The organism is Idiomarina seosinensis (assembly GCF_044797955.1).
Lineage (GTDB): Bacteria > Pseudomonadota > Gammaproteobacteria > Enterobacterales > Alteromonadaceae > Idiomarina > Idiomarina seosinensis_A.
The window spans coordinates 2,409,918-2,430,200 of record NZ_CP085211.1 but is presented as its reverse complement, the minus strand read 5'-3'; the positions used below and the strand labels follow the sequence as shown (position 1 = coordinate 2,430,200).

The window sequence follows — 20,283 nt, the reverse complement described above, 5'->3', positions numbered from 1 at the left end:
CTTGTTACTGCTGGCTTGATACTGTAAGGGGCGCCAGCGGCGCGCCTTACAGCTCTTCTTCAGGTTGGTAAGCCATACCAATTTTGCCGTTAACGATTTGACACTCGCCGCCGGCAGAAGCCGTTCGGCTGCTGTCATCAATTTGCGCAATTAAGCGGTATTGCTTATTCAGCAAGGTCATTTGCTCACGCTCACCACAGAGCACCCGCATTGAGTCGATTAAGCCACGGTCACTTAAAAAGTTAGTGGTTGGCTCCGACTGCACGATGTTGCTGCCCTCGGCAAATTCTGCGGTCTGCAGACCAAAGGGCTTAATCATGCCGGAAGCACCGGCAACCAGGTAATGAAAAGTTGCAGCAACGGCACTCTCTGCCCCCTGGGCGTTTTCAACAAAAAAGGCGCCACGTTCACCCAGCAAATCAAAGTCGCCTTTTTCAAGGTTGATCGTCATTGCCGTCATTTCATCAATTCCAATCGACAGGGGTGTCGATGTATCCGCCGCGAGACGGATTAAGCGGCCATGGCGGCCACGCTCAGAAAAGTGTGCATCCAGGCTGGCAAAGTGAAACAACGAAATACCGCCGAAAGGATGATAAGTCAAAGTATCCGGGTCGGTATTCACCGGGCAGGTATTATCCAGATCGCAACCATATGCCGGCGGGTTAGCGGCTACGCTGCCCTCTTTAATTGCCGCGGCGCTGGTGCCGTTAGAAATCATTGGCCGGGCGGTAAGTGCTGCCGTTGCAGCGCCAGTAGCACCAACAACTAATTTCTTTTGCTGTACCTGAGCAATCGTCATTCGTAACAATTCTGACGGGCTATTATCGTCTGCGATTAACGTATCGCGAATTTGATCGGCATGAGGACCGCTAAAAAATATCGCATCGGCTTCAGCCAACTGGTCAAAGTCCTGTTCACCTGCCTGACAAAAAGCGACCTGATTTTGATAATAAGCACGATAAACGCGATCGCGTTGATATACGCCAAGAACATCCTGCTGCACGTCACTTAGCTCCTCACAGCGGCCTTCATTGCGGGCTGTTACTACTGCTTTATCCAGCGGCAACCATTTGGCTTCGGCACCCAGTTGAGAGAATAAGCTTCGGTAAAAGTCTATCGGCTCATAGGGGTCACGGTGCCCGGCTGTCGAAAAGTAGATGACCGGCTTCTCACCGTCATCCAGGTTCTGCTGAGCCGATTCAAACCAGGCGCGATAGATATCAGTCGATGACTTGCTGAGCGATTCATCAAGGTTAACAACCTCAGGAAATTCGCTCGACATGGGCACTTCCAGTAAGTCGATGATTTTCGCATATTCAGCGTCGGACAAAGCGTTGTAGGTCTGTACGGTGGCACGGCGGGTAAACTCTCGCTCAAAAACCCTTTCTGACACAATGTCTTCATTTACCCGCTCGTGGATTAGCTCCAGCACTTCTGCTACTTTTTTGCGGGTTTCTTCACGAAAGGCAGACCAAAAGCGATCCGCTGTTGCCTCTATACGAAACTTCTCGGATAAATTTATGTAGCGATCGGTCCGCATTGTATCGCTATTAATCCAGTCGGTGTCATCGCACTGATCGGATTTGAAGCTGGAGCAAACTTGCAGCCCGCCACCAATCATAAATAAATGCCGATAGCTGTCGTCTTGTTGTTGTGCCGACGCACTCGAGACGCCTGACAGACCTGCGGCGAACATCGACACAGCTATCGATTTAGCAATCTTGTTGATCATGTGCGTAACCTCTACTTCTTTTGCAAAACGTTTAACTGATGATTATAGTCGGTCAGCGACGCTACTGATAGAATTTTAGCCAGTCAGCCTGATATACTACAAACCACTTTCACTAATTTCAGCTAAACCGCTTATGCGACTTCGAATGATATGCTCGGGCATTATGTTGCTCTGTAGCTTAACAGCTAGTGCCCTTGCTCAGCAAAAGTTAACCTTTCGCGAGCCTATGGCCGGTCCTACTGCTGAATTTGTGACCGAGGTGTTGCGCGAAGCCTACGCCGACTTAGGCATTGAGTTGGAGTTTCAGGAGTTACCCCGCTTACGTGCCGAGCGACTTGCCAGCGAGGGCGAGATTGCCGGTGAAATGGGACGCCTGGAAGGACTCGACCAGCATATCCCCAACTTAAACCGTGTGCCCTTTAAGCTGTATGAGTTTTCGATCGTTTTAATTGCTGATCAGCGCAAGTGCGGGGTATGCACACTTGATAAGGTCAACAACCTGGCTTATGTCAGTGGAATGCGGGCGGCCGAAAAAGTAATTAGCGCCAACAATTTTGAGAAAACGCTATTTCAGCAAACAGAAGTTCAGCAGATCGCAAAACTGCTCGCCTCCGGTCGCATTGACGCCGCCTTACTGGGGGATTTTCAACTCAGAGGCTTAAACCTTAAAGCCGCTGATGAGTTCGTGGTTTACCGAATGCGCAATGAATCTGGCTACCATTTTTTACATGATGATTATAAGCATTTAGTTGAGCCGCTTTACAATAAATTGCAGGCAATGGAAAACTCTGGCCGGATTGCCGAGTTGCGTCGCCGGCATAATTTGACCCTGCCCGATAAATTGCAGCCAGTGGAACTACCCGAAACCTTAATGGCTGCCAGTGCCATCCAGCCCGGACTGACCAATACCGATGGCAGCGGCCGATTATGGCAGGTTGTGCGCAGCGTCTTTCAGGGCGTCAGTAACAACCTGAATTTATCCGCCAGTAACTGGCCGCGGGCACATAATTTAATGGACGAAAAACGCGCGCATATGTTGGTTGGTGTGCGGAAAGAACAGTTTAACCAGGACATGATTTACTCAGAAACACCTGTGGGAACAGACGACCCGTTATACCTTTTTGCCACTGATGCCCGCCTCCGCGATCAGTTGCTGTCAGGCTCTGACGACTTCACCGTGTGTCTTTCCGGCGATGACTATCAGAAAAAGCTGCTGCCCGGGCGCAGAACTTACTATCGGGCGAACACCCCACTAGACTGCTTTGCGATGCTGGATCTGGGTCGCGTTCATGGTGTCATTGATTATCAGCATAACTTACCTGACTGGATTGAAAGCCCTTATGCACAGGCCCGGCTGACCGACCCGGCGCCTTTGTTTATCGGTTTTCCTGACTCGCAGCTGGGGCGGCTGTTAAAGCGCCACTTTGATTTAGCTGCTAAGCCTTTACGAGACATTAAACCGCTCCGCTAAAATCCAGCTGGCGCCAGGCTTCATAAGCAAATATGGCAACGCAGTTAGATAAATTAAGGCTACGGTTATTACTTGCCATTGGCAGTCGCAGCCAGTTTTGCTCAGCAAAGGTGTTTAATACTTCGAGTGGCAACCCCCGGGTTTCAGGGCCAAACAGCAGTACGTCCCCGGCCTGGTAGTCGACATCGGTATAACGCGTTTTGCCGCGAGTTGTACAGGCAAAAATGCGATTATAATCAACCGTTTCTAAAAAAGCAGACCAACTTTCGTGAAGGCTCACCGCAGCCAGGTCATGGTAATCCAGTCCGGCCCGGCGTACCTTTTTTTCGTCTAAATCAAAGCCAAGCGGCTGAATAAGGTGCAGCTTCATATGGGTATTAGCCGCCAGCCGGATTGCATTACCCGTATTTGGCGGTATTTCAGGCTCGAACAAAACTAAGTGCAGCATGATGATTTTATCAATAGTGAAAAAAACGGTAGAATAGCAGAATTATTTGTTGTCATGTGCAGAAGCCGTCATTACCGTGAAATCAGAAGCTAACTTCCGCACCAACTACTCGTTTTGGGTTAAGTTGGCCAGCACCGCGTCAGTGATTGTTGCTTTTAGCTTAATCGCTATGAAGCTGGTTGCCTGGCTACATACCGAGTCAGCCAGTATGCTCGCCTCAATGACCGATTCAATCCTCGATAGCGGCGCTTCAGTATTCAGCTTTTTTGCCATTCGTTATGCGTTGCAACCAGCCGACGAAGAGCACCGTTTTGGTCATGGCAAAGCCGAGTCGCTGGCGGCTTTAGCGCAAAGTGCCTTTATTGCCGGTTCCAGTATGCTGCTGATCTTCCACAGTATTGAGCAGCTGATTGAGGGTCCTACCCTGCCCAATGTGGGTATGGGCATCTGGGTTTCTGTTATTGCCATTGCGCTTACCCTGGTATTAATCACAATTCAGCGAATCGCGATTAAACAAACCGACTCGCAGGCAATTCGCGCTGATCACTTGCATTATCAATCTGATATTTTACTCAACCTGGCGGTTATTATTGCGCTATTTCTTAGTGCCTATGGCTTTTTGTGGGCTGATAGCGTGTTTGCCATTGGCATTGCCTTTTACCTGATTATGGGTGCTATTAAGATTGGTCTGGCAGCTTTTAACTCACTCATGGACCGTGAGCTACCAGAAATTTTGCAAAACGAAATCGTCACTATTGCCCAGCAAATTGAGGGCGTTAACGGCTTACATGGACTACGCACACGCGAGGCCGGACCAACCCGCTTTATTCAGCTGCACATCGAGCTGGACGATAGTTTGTCGTTGTTAAAAGCCCATGCGATTTCCGATGATGTGGAGGCTGCGCTGATGGAGCGTTTCCCTAATGCGGATATCATCGTCCATATGGATCCTGAAATTGTTGCTAAGGTTGAGGGCTCGCTGTCGACTCGTTAATCCGCAGTAACTTATTGACGACTGGCTGCCGATAACGGTCAGATTCCATTAATAGCTCATGCCGCGCCCCGGCAATCACCTGCTTGTTGACGTTTTTATTAGCCTCACAAACCACATCCTGACCGTCGGCACTGACCACCGCGTCTGCTCCTGCCTGAAATAAGGTTACCGGCAGCTTAAAATCTGGCGGCTGCCGGGTAAGCTGACGTCCAATGGCTAAGGCTTCAGCCAGCCACTGAAATGTCGGTCCGCCCAACTGTACTTGCGGTAAGCTTTGATACTGCTGCCGAAATTTTTGATAACGATTCGCACTATGGGTTAAATCGTTTTTTTCAAAAGCGACCGGGTCATAGTCGCCCATACCAATAAAGTACCAGGGCCGGTCAGGCATCAGCCGGCGATTTAACTTTGCTCCGCCTTCGGCTATCAACGAAGCAATGGTTAACGGAATACCCGCAGTTTTAATTGAGAACATCGGTGAGCTTAATATTAACTGCTCAACGGACTGTTGCTGCCGACAGCAAAACAAACTGGCAATGGTGCCGCCCATCGAGTGGCCCAGTAGCCATCGCTTAGCTGCATCGGGAAACACTTTACGGGTCTGTTGTTCAAATAAAACAAAGTCGTCGACGTAGTCCTGAAATCTCACTACATGGCCTTTATGTGGATTCTCCGTCAGCCGCTGTGACTGACCTTGCCCCCTGTGATCCAGTACGGCACAGGAAATACCCGACTGGGCCAGGTCCCATACCAGTTCCTGATATTTTATCGTCGCTTCGATGCGACCCGGGCTAACAATCACTAAGGGCGCCTCTTCCGATACCTTGTAGTAGCTCCAGTGCAGGCTGCCGCCGTTAGCAACACGCAACTGACAATGTTCTACCAGGTCCCAGAAGGGAGCGATATGGCTTTCAAAAAAATTCAGCCATTGCGGATCGTCGTCCGCTGGTTTTTGTGGCCGTTCGGATTTAGGCAAGGCGATTAACTCAGTGGCTTGTTTTTGGTAAGTCTAGCATAACTTGCAAGCCTCCTTCGCTATGGTTATCCGCACGCAGCTGCCCCCCTAACACGACCGCGGCGCGGCGGCTTAATGCCAGCCCCAGGCCGATACCGGCACTGTGTTTACGCGAGGGATCCTGACGGTAAAACGGTTCAAACAGCTTTTGTAAAAGGTGCTGTGGCACTCCCTCGCCGTAATCACGAACGATTATTTGATGCCGATCGGCAAGACTAATGCAACTAAGCTCTACAGTTCCTGAGCTATAAAGCAAGGCGTTACGAACAAGGTTTTCCAGAACCATACGCATCAGTTCCGGGTCGGATTCGACGGTAGGCCAGTGTTGCCCGATAATCTTTAAGCGGGTTGTTGCGCCGGGGTCGACATACCGAATGTCTGCAACCAATTGCTTAACCAGTTCACCGGTAGCAATAGTTTCGGTCTGCAAGTTAACCAGCCCACTTTCTAATTTTGACAACGATAATATGCGCTCAATAATCACATTAAGGCGCTCAGTATCACGCCTTAATTGCTTCATGTGCCGGTCGTCAGGATTACCGCTGGTTAAATCCAGCGCTACCTGCATGCGGGCCATGGGCGAACGAAGCTCGTGGGAAACATCACTTAACAGGCGCCTTTGTGCATCACGCGATACGGCCAGGTCGTTAGCTGTTTGTGCCAGCGCTCTTGCCAGCTCGCCAATCTCGTCTCGTCGCAGCGGAAGTTTTTTTAATTCTGGATCGGCTTTTCCCTCGGCAATTTCCTGCGTGGCAGCACTTAACCTCCGGATGGGACGAATTAACCAAAAGCCCAGTAAAATCGCGATAACGCCGCTACCGCTGGTTAAAACCCAGATTCTAGCCTGAGTTAGTTCCCGCTCTGCTCTTACCTTATCGTGATACTCGGACGCCTGCAGGGGCCGGCTAATTAACACTTTATTGCCCTGCAACTCGAACGGCCCAATCAACAGGCGGTCGTTAAGCCGCACCTGCATGGGTCTGTCGTAGTTTAAAAACCGCAGTAGCCGTTTTCGATGTCGCTCAGCTAAATACTCATCGAGCATTAATTGTTGTTTTCCGCGGGCCAGAACCCGCGCTGCAACCCGGTAGTTACCGGCCAGCAGACGGCCCGGCTGCAGCGAAATAAAGGTCTCAGGATCCTGTAACAAGGGTTGCAGAGTTCGTTGTATCGGCTCGTCCACGGGGGTCGGCGAGGGTTCGGTGCGATTCCAGATGGCCAGGAAATAACCACTGCTTGCAGTTAGGAATAGCAGCGCCCAGAATAAAATCAGCAGCTTTAACGTCAGAGAGTGATACCAGCGCGTTTTACCGGCCGTGTTATTCATCTTAAGTCGCTAGCCGATAGCCCCGGCCCCGCACTGTTTGAATACGCTCGGGGTGGCTGGGCAGTTTTTTACGGATATTTGAAATATGAACATCCAGGCTACGGTCAAAGGGACCCAGCTGGCGGCCCAGAGCAGCAACCGAAAGATGGTCTTTGCTGACCATCTGGCCGGCCTGTTGCATCAGGCAGCACAAAATATCGAATTCTGTTGGCGTCGTCACCAGCGGCTGACCATCACAACGGACTTCGGCTTTTTCCGGGTCAAGCTCGAACCCGCTGAAGTTCAGCTTTTCAGATGTAACGTGGGTATTGGCGGTGCGACGCAGCAGTGCTTTGACGCGCGCAACCAGTTCACGTGGGTTAAAGGGTTTGGGTAGGTAATCGTCGGCTCCCAGTTCAAGCCCCATAACGCGATCTTCATCATCACCCCGGGCAGTTAGCATCAGTACTGCCGTATCCCGGTGCTGCTGACGTAACCGCTGTAATAACTTCATGCCATCGATACCGGGCAGCATGACATCCAGTAAGATCAGCTCGTACGTACCCTTTAATGCCAATTCGAGGCCCTTTACACCATCGTCAGCAACCGCAACATCGATCGCCTCGCGTTGCAGCAACTCTGTCAGCATCTCAGACATTTCGTGGTCATCATCAATGAGTAATACCGAGTGCATGCTTTACCTTTTTTTAGTCAATATACCGATGCAATCTTCTCTAAAGCCTGGCTTAAGTGCGACGGCCTTTACAAAAGATTTACTTTAATAAGCGCTTTATTTTTCGGGTCAGTGTATTCCGGCCCCAGCCCAGCCAACGCGCGGCCTGCTGTTTATGGCCCTGGTAGTTTGTCAAAGCCGTTTGCAATGCAGTACGCTCCAGCTCCGCGATCATAGCCGTAAGCACCTCCGTCTGATTATCGCGTTTTTTCAGCTCGCTTTTGATCGCCTGCTGCCAGCTTGTGGTCTCCCGTACTGCTATTTCCTGCTCCGATGTCGGCTGCACATCTGGCTGCAGTATCTCCGCCGGCAATTCATTTTTTTGCACTGTCTGACCCGGCGCCATAACCGTTAGCCAGCGGCACACATTCTCTAACTGTCTGACATTGCCGGGCCAGTAAAAGTTCTGTAACGCTTTTAATGCCCCTGCACTGAGGCGCTTACCGCCAACCCCAAGATCGCGCGCGGCTTTTTTTAAGAAGAACTCGCTCAGTAGCACGATATCGCTGTTGCGCTCTCTTAGCGCAGGTAACTGCAGTTGTATCACGTTCAGGCGGTGGTAAAGATCCTCTCGAAACTGGTTGTCAGCAACGGCTTGCTTTAAATCGCGGTGGGTTGCCGCAATCACCCGGACATCCACTGTTATTGGCTGGTGGGCACCAACGGGATAAAACTGACCTTCAGCCAAAACGCGCAATAAGCGAGTCTGAACCGATAACGGCATATCGCCAATTTCATCCAAAAATAAGGTACCCTGGTTAGCCTGTTCAAAGCGCCCCATGCGGCGCTTGTCGGCACCGGTAAAGGCGCCTCGTTCATGACCAAACAATTCTGACTCGATTAAATCGGACGGGATGGCCGCCATATTCAGTGCAACAAAGGTTTTCTCTGAGCGCGGGCTATGCTGGTGCAAAGCTCTGGCAACAAGCTCTTTTCCGGTGCCGGTTTCGCCGGTAATCAAAACGCTGACGCTGGATTGGGATAGCCGCCCAATAACCCGAAAAACGTCCTGCATAACCGGCGATTCGCCAATTAATAAAGGATCGGATGTTTTGGTGCTGTCAGCAGCCGGTTGCGAACGCCGATGCTGCAATGCTTTGCGTACCATCGCCAAAACCTCATCTAAGTCAAAGGGTTTAGCTAAATACTCAAAAGCTCCGCCTTTAAATACTTTAACCGCCGTTTCTAAGTCGGAGTGCGCGGTCATAATAACAATGGGAAGTTCCGGTCTCTCTTTTTGTAAATGCTTCAACACCTGCAGCCCATCATCACCAGGCATGCGGATATCGCTGAGCAGAACGTCCGGCTCGCTATGCTCGAGCGCTGCATAAAGCTCCGTTGCCTGGCTGAAACTTTGCAGCTCAAACTCGGTATCGTTAAAAGTTCGTTCAAGAACCCAGCGGATAGACGCATCGTCATCCAGGATCCAGAGTTCAGGATTATGCGTCACTGTTGTATTCCTCGCCGGTTCGATAGGGTAAGTAAATAAGAAAACTGGTATTACCCGGCTCTGAGCTAAACTCAATTTTACCGCCGTGTTGATGGACCAGGCTGTGCGCCAGCGACAGCCCGAGTCCACTGCCTCCAATGCGGCCACTCACCATCGGATAAAATATTTGGCCCTGCAGCTCCGGACTGATGCCGGGGCCAGAATCCGTTATCGCTACGACGGCACAACGCCGGTATCTTTGACCGAATAAAGTCAGCTGGTGCTCGACCCGCGTTTTTAAACTAATAGCACCAACGCCTGACATCGCCTGGGCAGCATTTTGGGCAATATTCAAAAAAACTTGTTCAAGCAGATCGCTAATACCATTGATGTTCGGCAACGAAGGGTCGTAGTCTCGGTCAATCACCAGCTTCTCACTGTACTCATAAGACAGTGTCTGCGCCACGCGCTCAAGCAGTTGGTGTAAATTAATTAACTGCGGTTGATCGAGCTGTGCAGGTCCCAGTAAACGGTCAATTAAATTACGCAAACGGTCCGACTGGGCAATAATCAGATCCGTGTACTCCTGTAGCTGAGGCTCCGTCAATTGCCGCGCTAACAGTTGTGCCGCTCCGCGCAGTCCACCCAGAGGGTTTTTAATCTCGTGAGCCATGCCACGCAATAAACTTTGTGTTGCATACAGCTGCTGGCGCTGGCTGTTTTCCCGTGAAATTTGGCGCTGCAAATCAACCTGCTTCAGTTCCAGCAGCAACTCCGGGGTATCAGCTTGTTTTGTTATCGTTAAACACTGCACCACCACTTCGACCGTTACTTTTTGCCCTGAATGCAGCACAAATTCCGCCTCATTGTTCATCACCGCTTGCTGATTGGCGAAACAGCTCTGCAGCTGCTCCGGGGTTAAGCTACTGGAAATATAACTACTGGCCAGCGGCTCTCCGACTAAACGCCGCGCACTGTGATCAAGTAATAACTCAGCCGCCGCATTGACATAGCGAATGTGCAGTCGGCTATCAACAACAACAACAGCGGTTGTCAGTGAATTGAGCATATCAATATCGCTCACAGTAAACTCCATCCTAACCCCAATGCACTATAATGGTGCATCGGTATCGCTAAAAAAGGGAGGCAACAACCTCCCTTAAGTGATTGTCGGGCTTAACAGCTGTAATACATATCGAATTCAACAGGGTGTGTTGTTTTCTTCAGTGTTTCCACTTCATTGTATTTCAGCTCGATATAAGCATCGATGGTGTCGTCATCCATAACGCCGCCTTGCTTAAGAAAGTCGCGGTCTTTATCCAGTGCTTCCAGTGCCATTTCCAGAGAGTGGCACACGGTCGGAATGTCTTTCGCTTCTTCCGGTGGCAAGTTATAAAGATCCTTATCCATCGCATCGCCGGGATGAATCTTATTACGGATACCATCCAGACCGGCCATTAACAATGCTGTAAAGCACAAATAGGGGTTGGCACTTGGGTCAGGGAAGCGTACTTCGACACGACGGGCTTTTTCACTGGATACCAGCGGGATACGAATAGAAGCAGAACGGTTACGGGCAGAGTACGCCAGCATTACCGGTGCTTCAAAACCCGGCACTAAACGCTTGTAAGAGTTAGTGGACGGGTTTGTAAACGCATTAATTGCGCGGGCGTGTTTAATAATACCGCCAACGTAGTACAACGCCGTTTCGCTCAGCCCTGCGTACTGATCGCCGGCAAACAGGTTTTTACCATCTTTAGCCAGTGACATGTGCACGTGCATGCCAGAACCATTGTCACCAACCAAAGGTTTCGGCATAAAGGTGGCCGTCATGCCATAGGACTGAGCCACGTTGTGCACAACATATTTATAAACCTGCAGTTCATCCGCTTTATTGGTTAAGGTGTTAAAACGGGTGGCCACTTCGTTCTGGCCCGCAGTCGCAACTTCGTGGTGGTGAGCTTCAACAACCAGGCCCATATCTTCCATCACCAGGCTCATAGTACCGCGGATATCGTGAGCCGAATCAACGGGCGGTACCGGAAAGTAGCCACCTTTTACACCGGGGCGGTGCGCCAGGTTACCTTCAGAGTATTCACGACCCGAGTTCCACTTCGCTTCTTCTGCGTCAATTTTATAAAACGAGCCGCTCATATCGGTATGAAAACGCACATCGTTGAACAGGAAAAACTCTGGCTCAGGGCCGAATAAAGCGGTGTCGGCGATACCTGAGGACTGCAGAAATTCTTCGGCGCGTTTAGCAATAGACCGGGGATCACGGCTGTAACCCTGCATTGTTTCCGGCTCAAGAATATCACAGCGCACATTTAGCGTATTTTCGTCTGTGAACGGGTCTAACACCGCGGATTCCTGATCCGGCATCAACACCATGTCAGACTCGTTAATGCCTTTCCAACCGGCAATCGACGAGCCGTCGAACATTTTGCCCTCATCGAAAAAGTCGTCATCGATTTGTGACACCGGAATGGTCACGTGTTGTTCTTTACCTTTGGTATCCGTAAAACGCAAATCAACAAATTTTACGTCATGTTCCTTAATGGCGTCGATAATATTACTGACTGGCATGTTTTCCTCCAACGGAATATGGGTTTAGCGAATGACTTATTTAACTATAGCAGTAATTTTGCAACACCTGTGCCAGAATTGAATTATACCCATTTTTCATGGACTTATGATTAAAACTTAACTTGACGGGGCAACATTAAGACGTTGAAATGCACCAATAAGGCGCTTAATGCACTATTTTGGTTCATTATTTTTGGTCTTCACCTACTGCTGTTCACTAATAAGACGTATAAAAAACGAACAAGGCCTTTTTAAATGCTCTGCAAACAGGTAGAATACGCCGCTATTTTTCATAAACCCCCTGTCAGCCGGTATCGCTTTAAATCCATGCTGACAAATACAGGCAGTTCTTAATGACAACTCAGGCATTTGATATTAATAAATTACGCAATATTGCAATTATTGCGCACGTAGATCACGGTAAAACAACTCTGGTCGATAAACTACTGCAACAATCCGGCACTTTGGAAAGCCGTGGTGAGCTGGAAGAGCGCATCATGGATTCTAACGATCTGGAAAAAGAGCGCGGCATTACTATCCTCGCTAAAAACACCGCTATTAACTGGCAGGACTACCGCATCAACATTCTTGATACGCCTGGACACGCTGACTTTGGTGGTGAAGTAGAACGTGTATTATCAATGGCTGACTCTGTTTTACTATTGGTAGATGCCGTCGATGGCCCTATGCCGCAAACCCGGTTTGTGACGCAAAAAGCGTTTGAACACGGTCTGAACCCAATAGTCGTCATTAACAAAATTGACCGTCCTGGTGCACGTCCTGACTGGGTAATGGACCAGGTTTTTGATTTGTTCGACAACCTGGGCGCTAACGACCAGCAACTCGACTTCCCGATAGTCTACGCATCGGCTTTAAATGGCTGGGCTACGCGCGAAGAAGACACCGTTGGCACTGACATGACTCCGCTATTCCAGACCATCGTGGACGAAGTTTCTCACCCTGACGCCGACCCTGAAGGCGACCTGCAAATGCAGATCTCGCAGCTGGACTATTCTAGCTATGTGGGTGTTATTGGTATTGGCCGCGTTACTTGTGGCAGTGTCAAAGTAAACCAGCAAGTCACTATCGTAAGTGCCGATGGCTCGACGCGTACTGGCAAAATTGGTCAGGTATTCAGTTATATGGGGCTGGACCGCTTCGAAACAACTGCCGCCCACGCTGGCGACATCTGTGCGGTTACCGGGCTGGGTGAATTGAAGATCTCAGATACTATCTGTGCCCTTGGTAAACCTAATCCGCTAAAACCACTAACCGTTGATGAACCTACAGTGACCATGACCTTCCAGGTCAACACGTCTCCATTTGCCGGTAAAGAAGGTAAGTTTGTTACCTCGCGGCAAATCCTTGAGCGTTTGCAACAAGAATTAGTGCACAACGTTGCTCTGCGTGTTGAAGAAACGGACAACCCTGACAAGTTCCGGGTATCAGGCCGGGGTGAGCTGCACTTAGGTGTTTTAATTGAAAACATGCGCCGTGAAGGTTTTGAGCTGGCCGTTTCTCGTCCAGAGGTCATCATTAAGCACGAAGATGGCAAAAAAATGGAACCTTATGAATCCTTGACCGTTGATATCGAAGACCAACATCAGGGTGCGGTAATGGAAAAACTTGGCCTGCGCAAAGCCGAGATGACCAACATGACACCTGATGGCAAAGGCCGGGTTCGGGTTGACTTTGAGGTTCCAAGCCGCGGACTTATTGGTTTCCAGACAGAGTTTATGACGTTAACCTCAGGTACCGGCCTGATGTATCACACTTTTGACCATTACGGCCCGCACAAAGGCGGCACCATCGGTCAGCGTGTTAACGGCGTATTAATCTCTAATGCTCAGGGTAAAGCACTGACCTATGCGTTATTTAACCTGCAGGAGCGCGGTAAATTGTTCGCTGCCCATGGTGATGAGGTTTACGAAGGCCAGGTGATTGGTATCCATAACCGTTCTAATGACCTGACTGTTAACTGTCTGAAAGGAAAACAGCTGACCAACGTTCGTGCTTCGGGTACTGATGATGCGCAGGTACTGAGTCCACCGATTAAATACACGCTGGAACAGGCTCTTGAGTTTATTAACGATGACGAACTGGTTGAGGTAACGCCGCAGTCTATCCGGATTCGTAAACGGGCACTAACGGAAAATGAACGTAAACGCGCAGGTCGTGAACCTAAATCTTAATAATTAAGCTAACACCTTAATACCAAAAGTCCGCTAGATCTTAGCGGACTTTTTTTTAGCCTGGAGTTGGCAGCAGTTCGGGCTGCGGTAAAACATAGTAAAAAATCGCAAAAAAATGAAAGGCGCTACCTGCTAAAACAAACAGGTGCCATATCGCGTGGTGATAGGGCAAAGAATGCCAGACATAGAATACAACGCCCAGCGTGTAAGCCAGCCCACCCGCTAACAGCAGCAGCAAACCGGCTTCTTCAACATTATCAAACATGGGTTTTATCGCCACCAGGGCCATCCAGCCAAGCCCTAAGTACAAGGTCAAAGAAAGCCATTTTGGGGGATTTTTTGCAAAAAGCTCTATGGCGACACCAATAAGAGCGATACTCCAGGCGACAGCCAGGAATAACCAGCCCCAGGAACCCCGCAGATTAATCAACATAAAGGGTGTGTAGGTACCGGCAATCAATAAAAAAATAGCGGCGTGATCCAGCTGCTTAAAGTAGCTTTTAACCCGCGGCCAGGGAAATGAATGATACAGCGTCGATGCTGTATACAACAAAATTAAACTGCCACCGTAAATACTGACCGCAACTACGTGCCAGACCGTGCCGTAAGCGGTACTCCAAAGAAGCATCACCACCAGTGCAACAATACTCAATACCGCACCAAAGCCGTGCGTTAAAGCATGGGCAACCTCTTCGGCAACCGTATAGCTTTTATTACTCATCCCCGCTCAAGCCCGGGCGTCTGGTAGCCTTCCGAAATACTTTTTAGCGCGCGGATAAACTTATCCAGCTGCGATCCGTTATCGTAATCAAGATGGTATTTATTATGGAACTCCAAGCGCAATTTAACGCCTTGCCCTTCGAGAAATACCGTATAACCATCATGGTCAGTAAACGCCTTGATACCTTCAAGCAGGTGCTGCCCCTGACGGGCTTCGCCATGTTCATGAATTTTTTCATAAGCGTCGAGAATGAGGCGAAAATCAATTTCGTTTTTCATGTGCTCCTCCGGGGAGTGAAAACCGCTGTTACCGATCATTACGTATTATCGGCATAGCTAGATTGCCAGCACAAGTTTATTTAAAAATAAATCCCTGCTGCCTCGGCCAGCAACTTACCTACATTAATGCATGATTAAACATTAATCGGTATAATAACCGAAGGTAACTCAGCGAAAGGTAAAACAGTGGTTAGACGCACAAAAGAAGATGCTCTGGAAACACGGGCTAAACTGCTCGATGCTGCCCAGCACCTGTTTGGTCAAAACGGCGTAGCCCATACATCAATGGCGCAGGTTGCCGAGTTCGCAGGAGTAACTCGCGGGGCCATTTACCACCATTTTAGTAATAAGCAGGATCTGATCGAATCGCTTATGCAGCGTGTCAGTCTGCCGATTGATGAAATGCGCGAGCAAGTTGCCGAGCAAGACAATTTCAGTCCGTTGAATGAAGTGCGCGAACGCGCCAAGCGCTTTCTGACCCGTGTTGCCACCGACCAACAAATCCAGGCTTTAGCCAGCATTTTGCTACATAAATGCGAGTATATCGACGAAGTTAACCCGATTAAGCTACGCCATGTCAGCGGTCGTAACCAGTGTATTGATGATTTTCAGGTGTTGTTTGAGCAGGCCGCCGAAGAAGGGGAAGTGCCACTTGAAAGGGACGCACGGATGGCCGTTATTGGTTTATTCAGCCTGGTCGATGGTCTGATTTATAACTGGCTGCTCGATAGCAATTACTTTGTTCTGACCGATTACGGTTGCAAGGCTATTGATGCGTATATCGATGGCCTTGCAACTTAGTATCAGCTAGCTATTAGTCGCCTTGCTGCAGAAAGCTGCGCAGCATTTCCTCGTCCAGCCCGGCAATTGCTTCATCCGTAGCGTTAGGACAAGAAACGAAAATAGGCGCTGTCCATACTTGTACGTTACCTAATACATCGCGCAAATGCATTAATCCGCGCATGCCGCCTAAGCCACCGGGTGATGCCGCCCCCAGCAAAACGGTTTTATTGGTCCAGGGGGCACCCTCAAGTCGTGAAACCCAGTCGATTGCATTTTTAATCAGTGGCGATACAGAGGAGTTATACTCCGGGCTGATCAAAACAATTTTATCCGCGGCTTTTATTTCAGCGCCCAGGGCCTTCATGGCGTCGGGGACACCGTGCTCCTCTTCAAAGTCACCCTCATAAATCGGTGCATCCAGTGCGTCTGCATCAAGTACTTTATAGTCCATGCCTGATTTCTCAGCGATTTCCGCCACGCGATGCTTAAGTTTTGCATTCAATGATTCTTTGCGACGACTGCCGCCAATAAACAATATGGTCATCTTTTTTCCTTTCCAGGTTTTCCATTAATGGTTTACGAACATTAATGACTACGAATTAACTAATCACCTGAGTTCATTGCTTCAATAAATTTATCGGACTCTGCTATCGCAGCTTGCATATCTTCAATCAAAACTCGGATATCTGCCTGCAGGCTGTCAAACTCGCCTTTAATGGCGCTTATCGCCTGAGCGTTCAAATTATGCTTAAGATAAAGTACGTTGTCCTGTAATTTCGCTAATACCGGATCCATTTTGCTGGCTGCCCGCTCCATAGTGCGGATCAAATCCTCGTAGCGGCGCTCAGTTTCGCGCAGTTGCCGCTCGCTTTGTCGTCGCAGGCGTTCATTAGAATACTGGTCTAGCTCGGCGTTCCATTCATTAAAAAGGTCATTGGCGACTTCATCAACCGCGTCAATGCGGTCACGAACCCGTTGCGCCGACTCTTTACTTGCCTGGTACTCGTCTTTCAGGGTGCGGTAGTTTTTTTCCAGCTCACCGCCATCGATATTCAGCATTGAATCGAGCTGGTCAAGGGCTGACTCAAACTGTTGCTGAGCCTCTCCCTGCGACTCTTTAGCTTCGCCGACCCGATCAACCAAAATATCCCGCTTTTCAACACCGAATTTTTCCATGGTCGAATAATAGGCGCTCTGGCAACCGGTTAACAAAAGTAAAAAACCGAATACTGCAAAGGCTTTCTTCATTTTTCACCCCGAACAGCCTTAACCAGGCGTTCATCACGTTTTTCCTGACGGTAACTGTGTACGACCACAACCGCGTGTATTATCGCTAATAAGTAAATCAGGCCAAAAGCGCCTAACGTCACAATCGCCAGAAAAATACCCAGCGCTGCCAGAATAAGATTAAAAATAAACTGAAAAATTTTGCCGGTAAACAATATCGCTAGCGGTGGAAACAAAATGGCAATGATATAAAGCATCAGGCTTCTCCTTAATTTTTGCTTTTCGCCAAGCTCAGTCTAGCAACAATTACAAAATAAAAAACATTCTAAAAAGGTAAGCGCTCACCATCCCAATGAAAAAGCCCCCCTGAATCCTCTGCATTCAGCTGCTTAATAACAGCCACAATGCGTTCTGCGGACTGCTCTTTTGAATACAGTTTGCCCTTCGGAATCCGCTTTTGAAACGGTTCTGACAGCCGGGTATCGGTCGTTCCGGGATGAATAGCGGCAACAACTAATTTTTTGTGACTGCGCTTAAATTCAATAGCTGCTGTTTTCAACAACATATTCAGGCCTGCTTTCGAGGCCCGGTAACTATACCAGCCGCCTAGCCGGTTATCCTCGATACTGCCCACCTTCGCCGATAACTGGACAAAAAAAGCGGCCTGTTTTTTCTCCAGCAAGTTCTGGCAATGCTTAACAATAAGCATGGGAATTACGGCATTCACACGGTAAAGCTTTAATAAGTTCTGTTCATCTAGGTCGCTCAGCTGTTTCTCGGGAAATGTTTCATCGTCGTGCAGCATACCGACCGTTGACAACACTCCCGTAAGCGGTTCATTCGTCGCTGAAAAATCCTCTGCCCACTGAGCCAAAGCCTCGTCGTTATAGTCATCAATTGTGTAATACGAAACGCCCGTGACGCGGTCGCTGACCACACTACGCGACACCGCGAATATTGTTTGATCAGAGTATTGCTGTTTCAACTCTTTGACCAGCGCTTCACCCAGACCTCCGGAAGCACCAAATACAACCATTGCCATCTTCTCTCTCCCGCTTCATGCTATAATTGCCTCTATTACGCAGGTAAGTGGTTTTCAGGTCAGGGTGGACATATGGATTGGCGCAAAAGAGTAGTACATATCGGAAAATTTTTACGCTATTTTGCTCAGCGTTCCGCTGCCGATAAAATCAATATTACTGCCGGGCATCTGACCTACGTCACCTTGCTCTCGCTGGTGCCACTGATAGTGGTTATGTTCACTATTTTTTCTGCCTTCCCGGTATTTGAAGAGCTGCAACGCAATATCGAAGAAGCGCTGTTTGCCAATCTATTGCCGACTTCCAGCGAACAGCTGAAGCAGTACATTGACGAATTCGTCGCTAATGCGTCCCGCATGACAGCCGTCGGAGTCGCGTTTTTGTTTGTAGTGGCCGTATTTTTGATTTCTGCTATCGATTCGGCGCTGAACAATATTTGGCGTGACAGCAGCAAGCGTCGCCTTACGGTATCGCTGGCCATTTACTGGATGATCTTAACGCTTGGTCCGGTACTTATCGGCGGCGGTCTGGCAGCTACCTCCTATTTAGTTTCACTGTCTCAGTTTGCCGAAGAATACGTATCTGGAGTGCGCAGCTTTGCTTTGTGGTTTATCCCTATCGTCACCAGCTTTGTTGCTTTTTTACTGCTTTACCTGTTGGTTCCTAACCGCACCGTACGAGTTCGTCATGCCGCTGTCGGGGCATTAGTCGCTGCAGTGATGTTTGAAATCAGTAAACAGTTATTCTCGCTTTATATCACCTACTTTCCCACTTATCAGGCGATTTACGGGGCACTGGCAACCATTCCCCTGCTGATTGTCTGGATCTATTTATCCTGGAATATTGTTTTAATGGGAGCCGAGTTAACAGTTAGTCTGGAAGAGTATCAGTACCTGAAAAAAAGCAAAGATAAGCCATCAAACTCTTGACTGCGACAGCAGTTTAGTCAAACCTGATTGCCAACTTAGCAGACTGGGTATCTTATGATCGGACTGATTCAACGTGTGTCCAAAGCGCAGGTGACCGTACAAGAGCAGAACGTAGGAGCGATTGGCCAGGGGCTTTTAATTTTGTTAGGCGTCGAGCAACAAGACGAGCATTATCACGCGAAAAAGCTGGCCGAACGCATTGCCCATTACCGCGTTTTCGCTGATGAATCCGACAAAATGAACCTCAGTCTGCTGGATAAACAGTTTCCCGCGCTGGTAGTTTCTCAGTTTACTCTGGCAGCTGACACCCGCAAGGGCCGCCGGCCCAGCTTTTCCAGTGCCGCAACTCCCGAACAGGCAAAAACACTTTATTTCGGGTTTTGTCAGGCCTTAAAGGATTTGGGTATAGAGGTGCAAACCGGCCAGTTTGCCGCCAATATGCAGGTGGCATTGATTAATGACGGTCCCGTTACTTTTCAATTGAGCGTTTAACTATGTATCAGGTCGTTACTCCGCAAACCGACGAGCAACTTAAGCGTTACTATCAGCTTCGCTGGACGGTACTGCGCAAACCCTTTCAGCGGCCGCTGGGATCAGAGCAGGACGCCTATGATCAGGTCGGGCATCATCGCATGGTGGTGGACAAACACGGTCAGCCTATTGCGGTTGGCCGGGTACATTTTAACAGTCCTGAGGAAGCACAAATACGATTTATGGCCGTTGACCCTGAGTACCAGGGTCAAGGCCACGGAGTCGCTATTGTCTACGCCCTGGAGCTGGCAGCTCGGAACGAAGGTGCTCAACACGTGGTTATAAATTCGCGTGACAATACGCTTGGCTTTTACAAAAAGTGCGGTTATCAGGTGGTTGAAGAAGGCGATACCGTCAGCAATTCTATGGCTGAACACCAGCTCAGGAAGTCCTTCAGCAAACGGAATTACATTACCTACCGGCCTGACTGGGTTGCCGAGTTACAGCAAACATGGCAGCAACGCATTCCAATTTCAGACGCCATGGGAATCAAAATACATCAATATACCGGGCGTATTCTTGAGACCCGGGCAAATCTGTCCCGTAATATTAATGTTCACGATACCATGTTTGCCGGCAGTATTTACTCTCTCGGTACGCTAACCTGCTGGGGACTATTGCATTTGCAGCTGCTGGAAAGAGAAGTTAAAGGCTCAGTGGTGCTTGCAGAGGGCAACATAAAATATCAAAAGCCGTTGCGCAAAGAGCCCCGCGGCATCGCGCTTTTAAACGATGTTGAGGGCGACTTCTCGGCGCTAAAACAAGGTCGCAATGCGCATTTAACCTTACGCGCACAGTTATTTTCCCGCGAGCAGCCAGTGGCCGAATTTACCGGCCGCTTTGTGGTGCTTGCTCCGCAGGATTAATA

Annotated in this window: 21 protein-coding genes; 7 read left to right on the top strand and 14 right to left on the bottom strand. The window is 49.2% G+C overall.

The genetic code is table 11. The features are described 5' to 3' along the window. Positions 1–46: 46 nt before the first annotated feature. Positions 47–1,732: a cyanophycinase gene (locus LG288_RS11500; RefSeq protein ID WP_404400691.1), complete on the bottom strand. Its 1,686-nt coding sequence runs from the start codon at positions 1,730–1,732 to the stop codon at positions 47–49. A 133-nt stretch (positions 1,733–1,865) separates the two neighbouring features. Here LG288_RS11500 and LG288_RS11495 point away from each other — a divergent pair, with 133 nt between their 5' ends. Next, positions 1,866–3,203 carry an ABC transporter substrate-binding protein gene (locus LG288_RS11495; protein ID WP_404400689.1) on the top strand — a complete coding sequence of 446 codons (1,338 nt, stop codon included), beginning with the start codon at positions 1,866–1,868 and terminating at the stop codon, positions 3,201–3,203. Here LG288_RS11495 and trmL read toward each other — a convergent pair. Then, on the bottom strand, positions 3,187–3,651 hold the full coding sequence (gene trmL / locus LG288_RS11490) for a tRNA (uridine(34)/cytosine(34)/5-carboxymethylaminomethyluridine(34)-2'-O)-methyltransferase TrmL (RefSeq protein WP_404400687.1): 465 nt from the start codon (positions 3,649–3,651) through the stop codon (positions 3,187–3,189). The two genes, LG288_RS11495 and trmL, sit on opposite strands and share 17 nt — an antisense overlap. A 46-nt stretch (positions 3,652–3,697) precedes the next feature. On the opposite strand from trmL, the gene LG288_RS11485 reads away from it, so the two are divergent. Next, on the top strand, positions 3,698–4,645 hold the full coding sequence (locus LG288_RS11485; RefSeq protein ID WP_404400685.1) for a cation diffusion facilitator family transporter: 948 nt from the start codon (positions 3,698–3,700) through the stop codon (positions 4,643–4,645). Here LG288_RS11485 and LG288_RS11480 read toward each other — a convergent pair. From LG288_RS11480 to glnA, 6 genes are all read right to left on the bottom strand, one after another. Next, positions 4,614–5,621, bottom strand: a complete 1,008-nt coding sequence (locus LG288_RS11480; protein ID WP_404400683.1) for an alpha/beta fold hydrolase — start codon at positions 5,619–5,621, stop codon at positions 4,614–4,616. The genes LG288_RS11485 and LG288_RS11480 overlap by 32 nt on opposite strands. 10 nt (positions 5,622–5,631) lie before the next feature. Continuing rightward, positions 5,632–6,987, bottom strand: coding sequence for an ATP-binding protein (locus LG288_RS11475; RefSeq protein WP_404400681.1), 1,356 nt, complete (start codon positions 6,985–6,987; stop codon positions 5,632–5,634). 1 nt (position 6,988) lies between these two features. Further along, positions 6,989–7,660 carry a response regulator gene (locus tag LG288_RS11470; RefSeq protein ID WP_404400679.1) on the bottom strand — a complete coding sequence of 224 codons (672 nt, stop codon included), beginning with the start codon at positions 7,658–7,660 and terminating at the stop codon, positions 6,989–6,991. A 79-nt stretch (positions 7,661–7,739) separates the two neighbouring features. Further along, positions 7,740–9,149, bottom strand: coding sequence for a nitrogen regulation protein NR(I) (gene ntrC / locus LG288_RS11465; RefSeq protein ID WP_404400677.1), 1,410 nt, complete (start codon positions 9,147–9,149; stop codon positions 7,740–7,742). Beyond that, positions 9,139–10,212 (bottom strand): nitrogen regulation protein NR(II), encoded by a 1,074-nt coding sequence (gene glnL, locus LG288_RS11460; protein WP_404400675.1) that lies wholly within the window; start codon positions 10,210–10,212, stop codon positions 9,139–9,141. Before glnL ends, ntrC begins: the two co-directional genes overlap by 11 nt. Before the next feature lie 92 nt (positions 10,213–10,304). Then, the gene (gene glnA, locus LG288_RS11455) at positions 10,305–11,714 is read right to left on the bottom strand and encodes a glutamate--ammonia ligase (protein WP_404400672.1); all 1,410 of its coding nucleotides are present in this window, start codon (positions 11,712–11,714) and stop codon (positions 10,305–10,307) included. A 353-nt stretch (positions 11,715–12,067) separates the two neighbouring features. Between glnA and typA the strand changes: the two genes are divergently transcribed. Next, the gene (typA, locus tag LG288_RS11450) at positions 12,068–13,906 is read left to right on the top strand and encodes a translational GTPase TypA (RefSeq protein ID WP_404400670.1); all 1,839 of its coding nucleotides are present in this window, start codon (positions 12,068–12,070) and stop codon (positions 13,904–13,906) included. Positions 13,907–13,961: 55 nt separating this feature from the next. Here the strand turns inward: typA and LG288_RS11445 are convergent, their stop codons facing one another. Further along, positions 13,962–14,627 (bottom strand): hemolysin III family protein, encoded by a 666-nt coding sequence (locus LG288_RS11445; protein WP_404400668.1) that lies wholly within the window; start codon positions 14,625–14,627, stop codon positions 13,962–13,964. Beyond that, positions 14,624–14,905: a DUF3081 domain-containing protein gene (locus LG288_RS11440; RefSeq protein ID WP_404400667.1), complete on the bottom strand. Its 282-nt coding sequence runs from the start codon at positions 14,903–14,905 to the stop codon at positions 14,624–14,626. The genes LG288_RS11445 and LG288_RS11440 overlap by 4 nt, the downstream gene beginning before the upstream one ends. A 186-nt stretch (positions 14,906–15,091) precedes the next feature. On the opposite strand from LG288_RS11440, the gene LG288_RS11435 reads away from it, so the two are divergent. After that, entirely contained in the window at positions 15,092–15,706 is a 615-nt protein-coding gene (locus tag LG288_RS11435) for a TetR family transcriptional regulator (RefSeq protein WP_404400665.1), read from the top strand. A gap of 13 nt (positions 15,707–15,719) precedes the next feature. On the opposite strand, the gene LG288_RS11430 is transcribed toward LG288_RS11435, so the two are convergent. From LG288_RS11430 to LG288_RS11415, 4 genes are all read right to left on the bottom strand, one after another. Beyond that, on the bottom strand, positions 15,720–16,232 hold the full coding sequence (locus tag LG288_RS11430) for an NADPH-dependent FMN reductase (protein ID WP_404400663.1): 513 nt from the start codon (positions 16,230–16,232) through the stop codon (positions 15,720–15,722). 59 nt (positions 16,233–16,291) lie between these two features. Continuing rightward, positions 16,292–16,936 (bottom strand): DUF2959 domain-containing protein, encoded by a 645-nt coding sequence (locus tag LG288_RS11425; protein ID WP_404400661.1) that lies wholly within the window; start codon positions 16,934–16,936, stop codon positions 16,292–16,294. Then, the gene (locus tag LG288_RS11420; protein WP_404400659.1) at positions 16,933–17,172 is read right to left on the bottom strand and encodes a YqaE/Pmp3 family membrane protein; all 240 of its coding nucleotides are present in this window, start codon (positions 17,170–17,172) and stop codon (positions 16,933–16,935) included. Before LG288_RS11420 ends, LG288_RS11425 begins: the two co-directional genes overlap by 4 nt. 68 nt (positions 17,173–17,240) lie before the next feature. Beyond that, complete coding sequence (locus LG288_RS11415) at positions 17,241–17,957, bottom strand: SDR family NAD(P)-dependent oxidoreductase (RefSeq protein WP_404400657.1); 717 nt, start codon at positions 17,955–17,957, stop codon at positions 17,241–17,243. A 72-nt stretch (positions 17,958–18,029) separates the two neighbouring features. Here LG288_RS11415 and LG288_RS11410 point away from each other — a divergent pair, with 72 nt between their 5' ends. From LG288_RS11410 to LG288_RS11400, 3 genes are read left to right on the top strand one after another with little or no spacing between them, the layout of a single operon-like run. Further along, the gene (locus LG288_RS11410; RefSeq protein WP_404400655.1) at positions 18,030–18,884 is read left to right on the top strand and encodes a virulence factor BrkB family protein; all 855 of its coding nucleotides are present in this window, start codon (positions 18,030–18,032) and stop codon (positions 18,882–18,884) included. Between the two features lie 54 nt (positions 18,885–18,938). Beyond that, entirely contained in the window at positions 18,939–19,376 is a 438-nt protein-coding gene (dtd, locus tag LG288_RS11405) for a D-aminoacyl-tRNA deacylase (RefSeq protein WP_404400652.1), read from the top strand. Positions 19,377–19,378: 2 nt separating this feature from the next. Next, on the top strand, positions 19,379–20,281 hold the full coding sequence (locus LG288_RS11400) for a YiiD C-terminal domain-containing protein (RefSeq protein ID WP_404400649.1): 903 nt from the start codon (positions 19,379–19,381) through the stop codon (positions 20,279–20,281). The last annotated feature ends 2 nt before the right edge of the window (positions 20,282–20,283 follow it).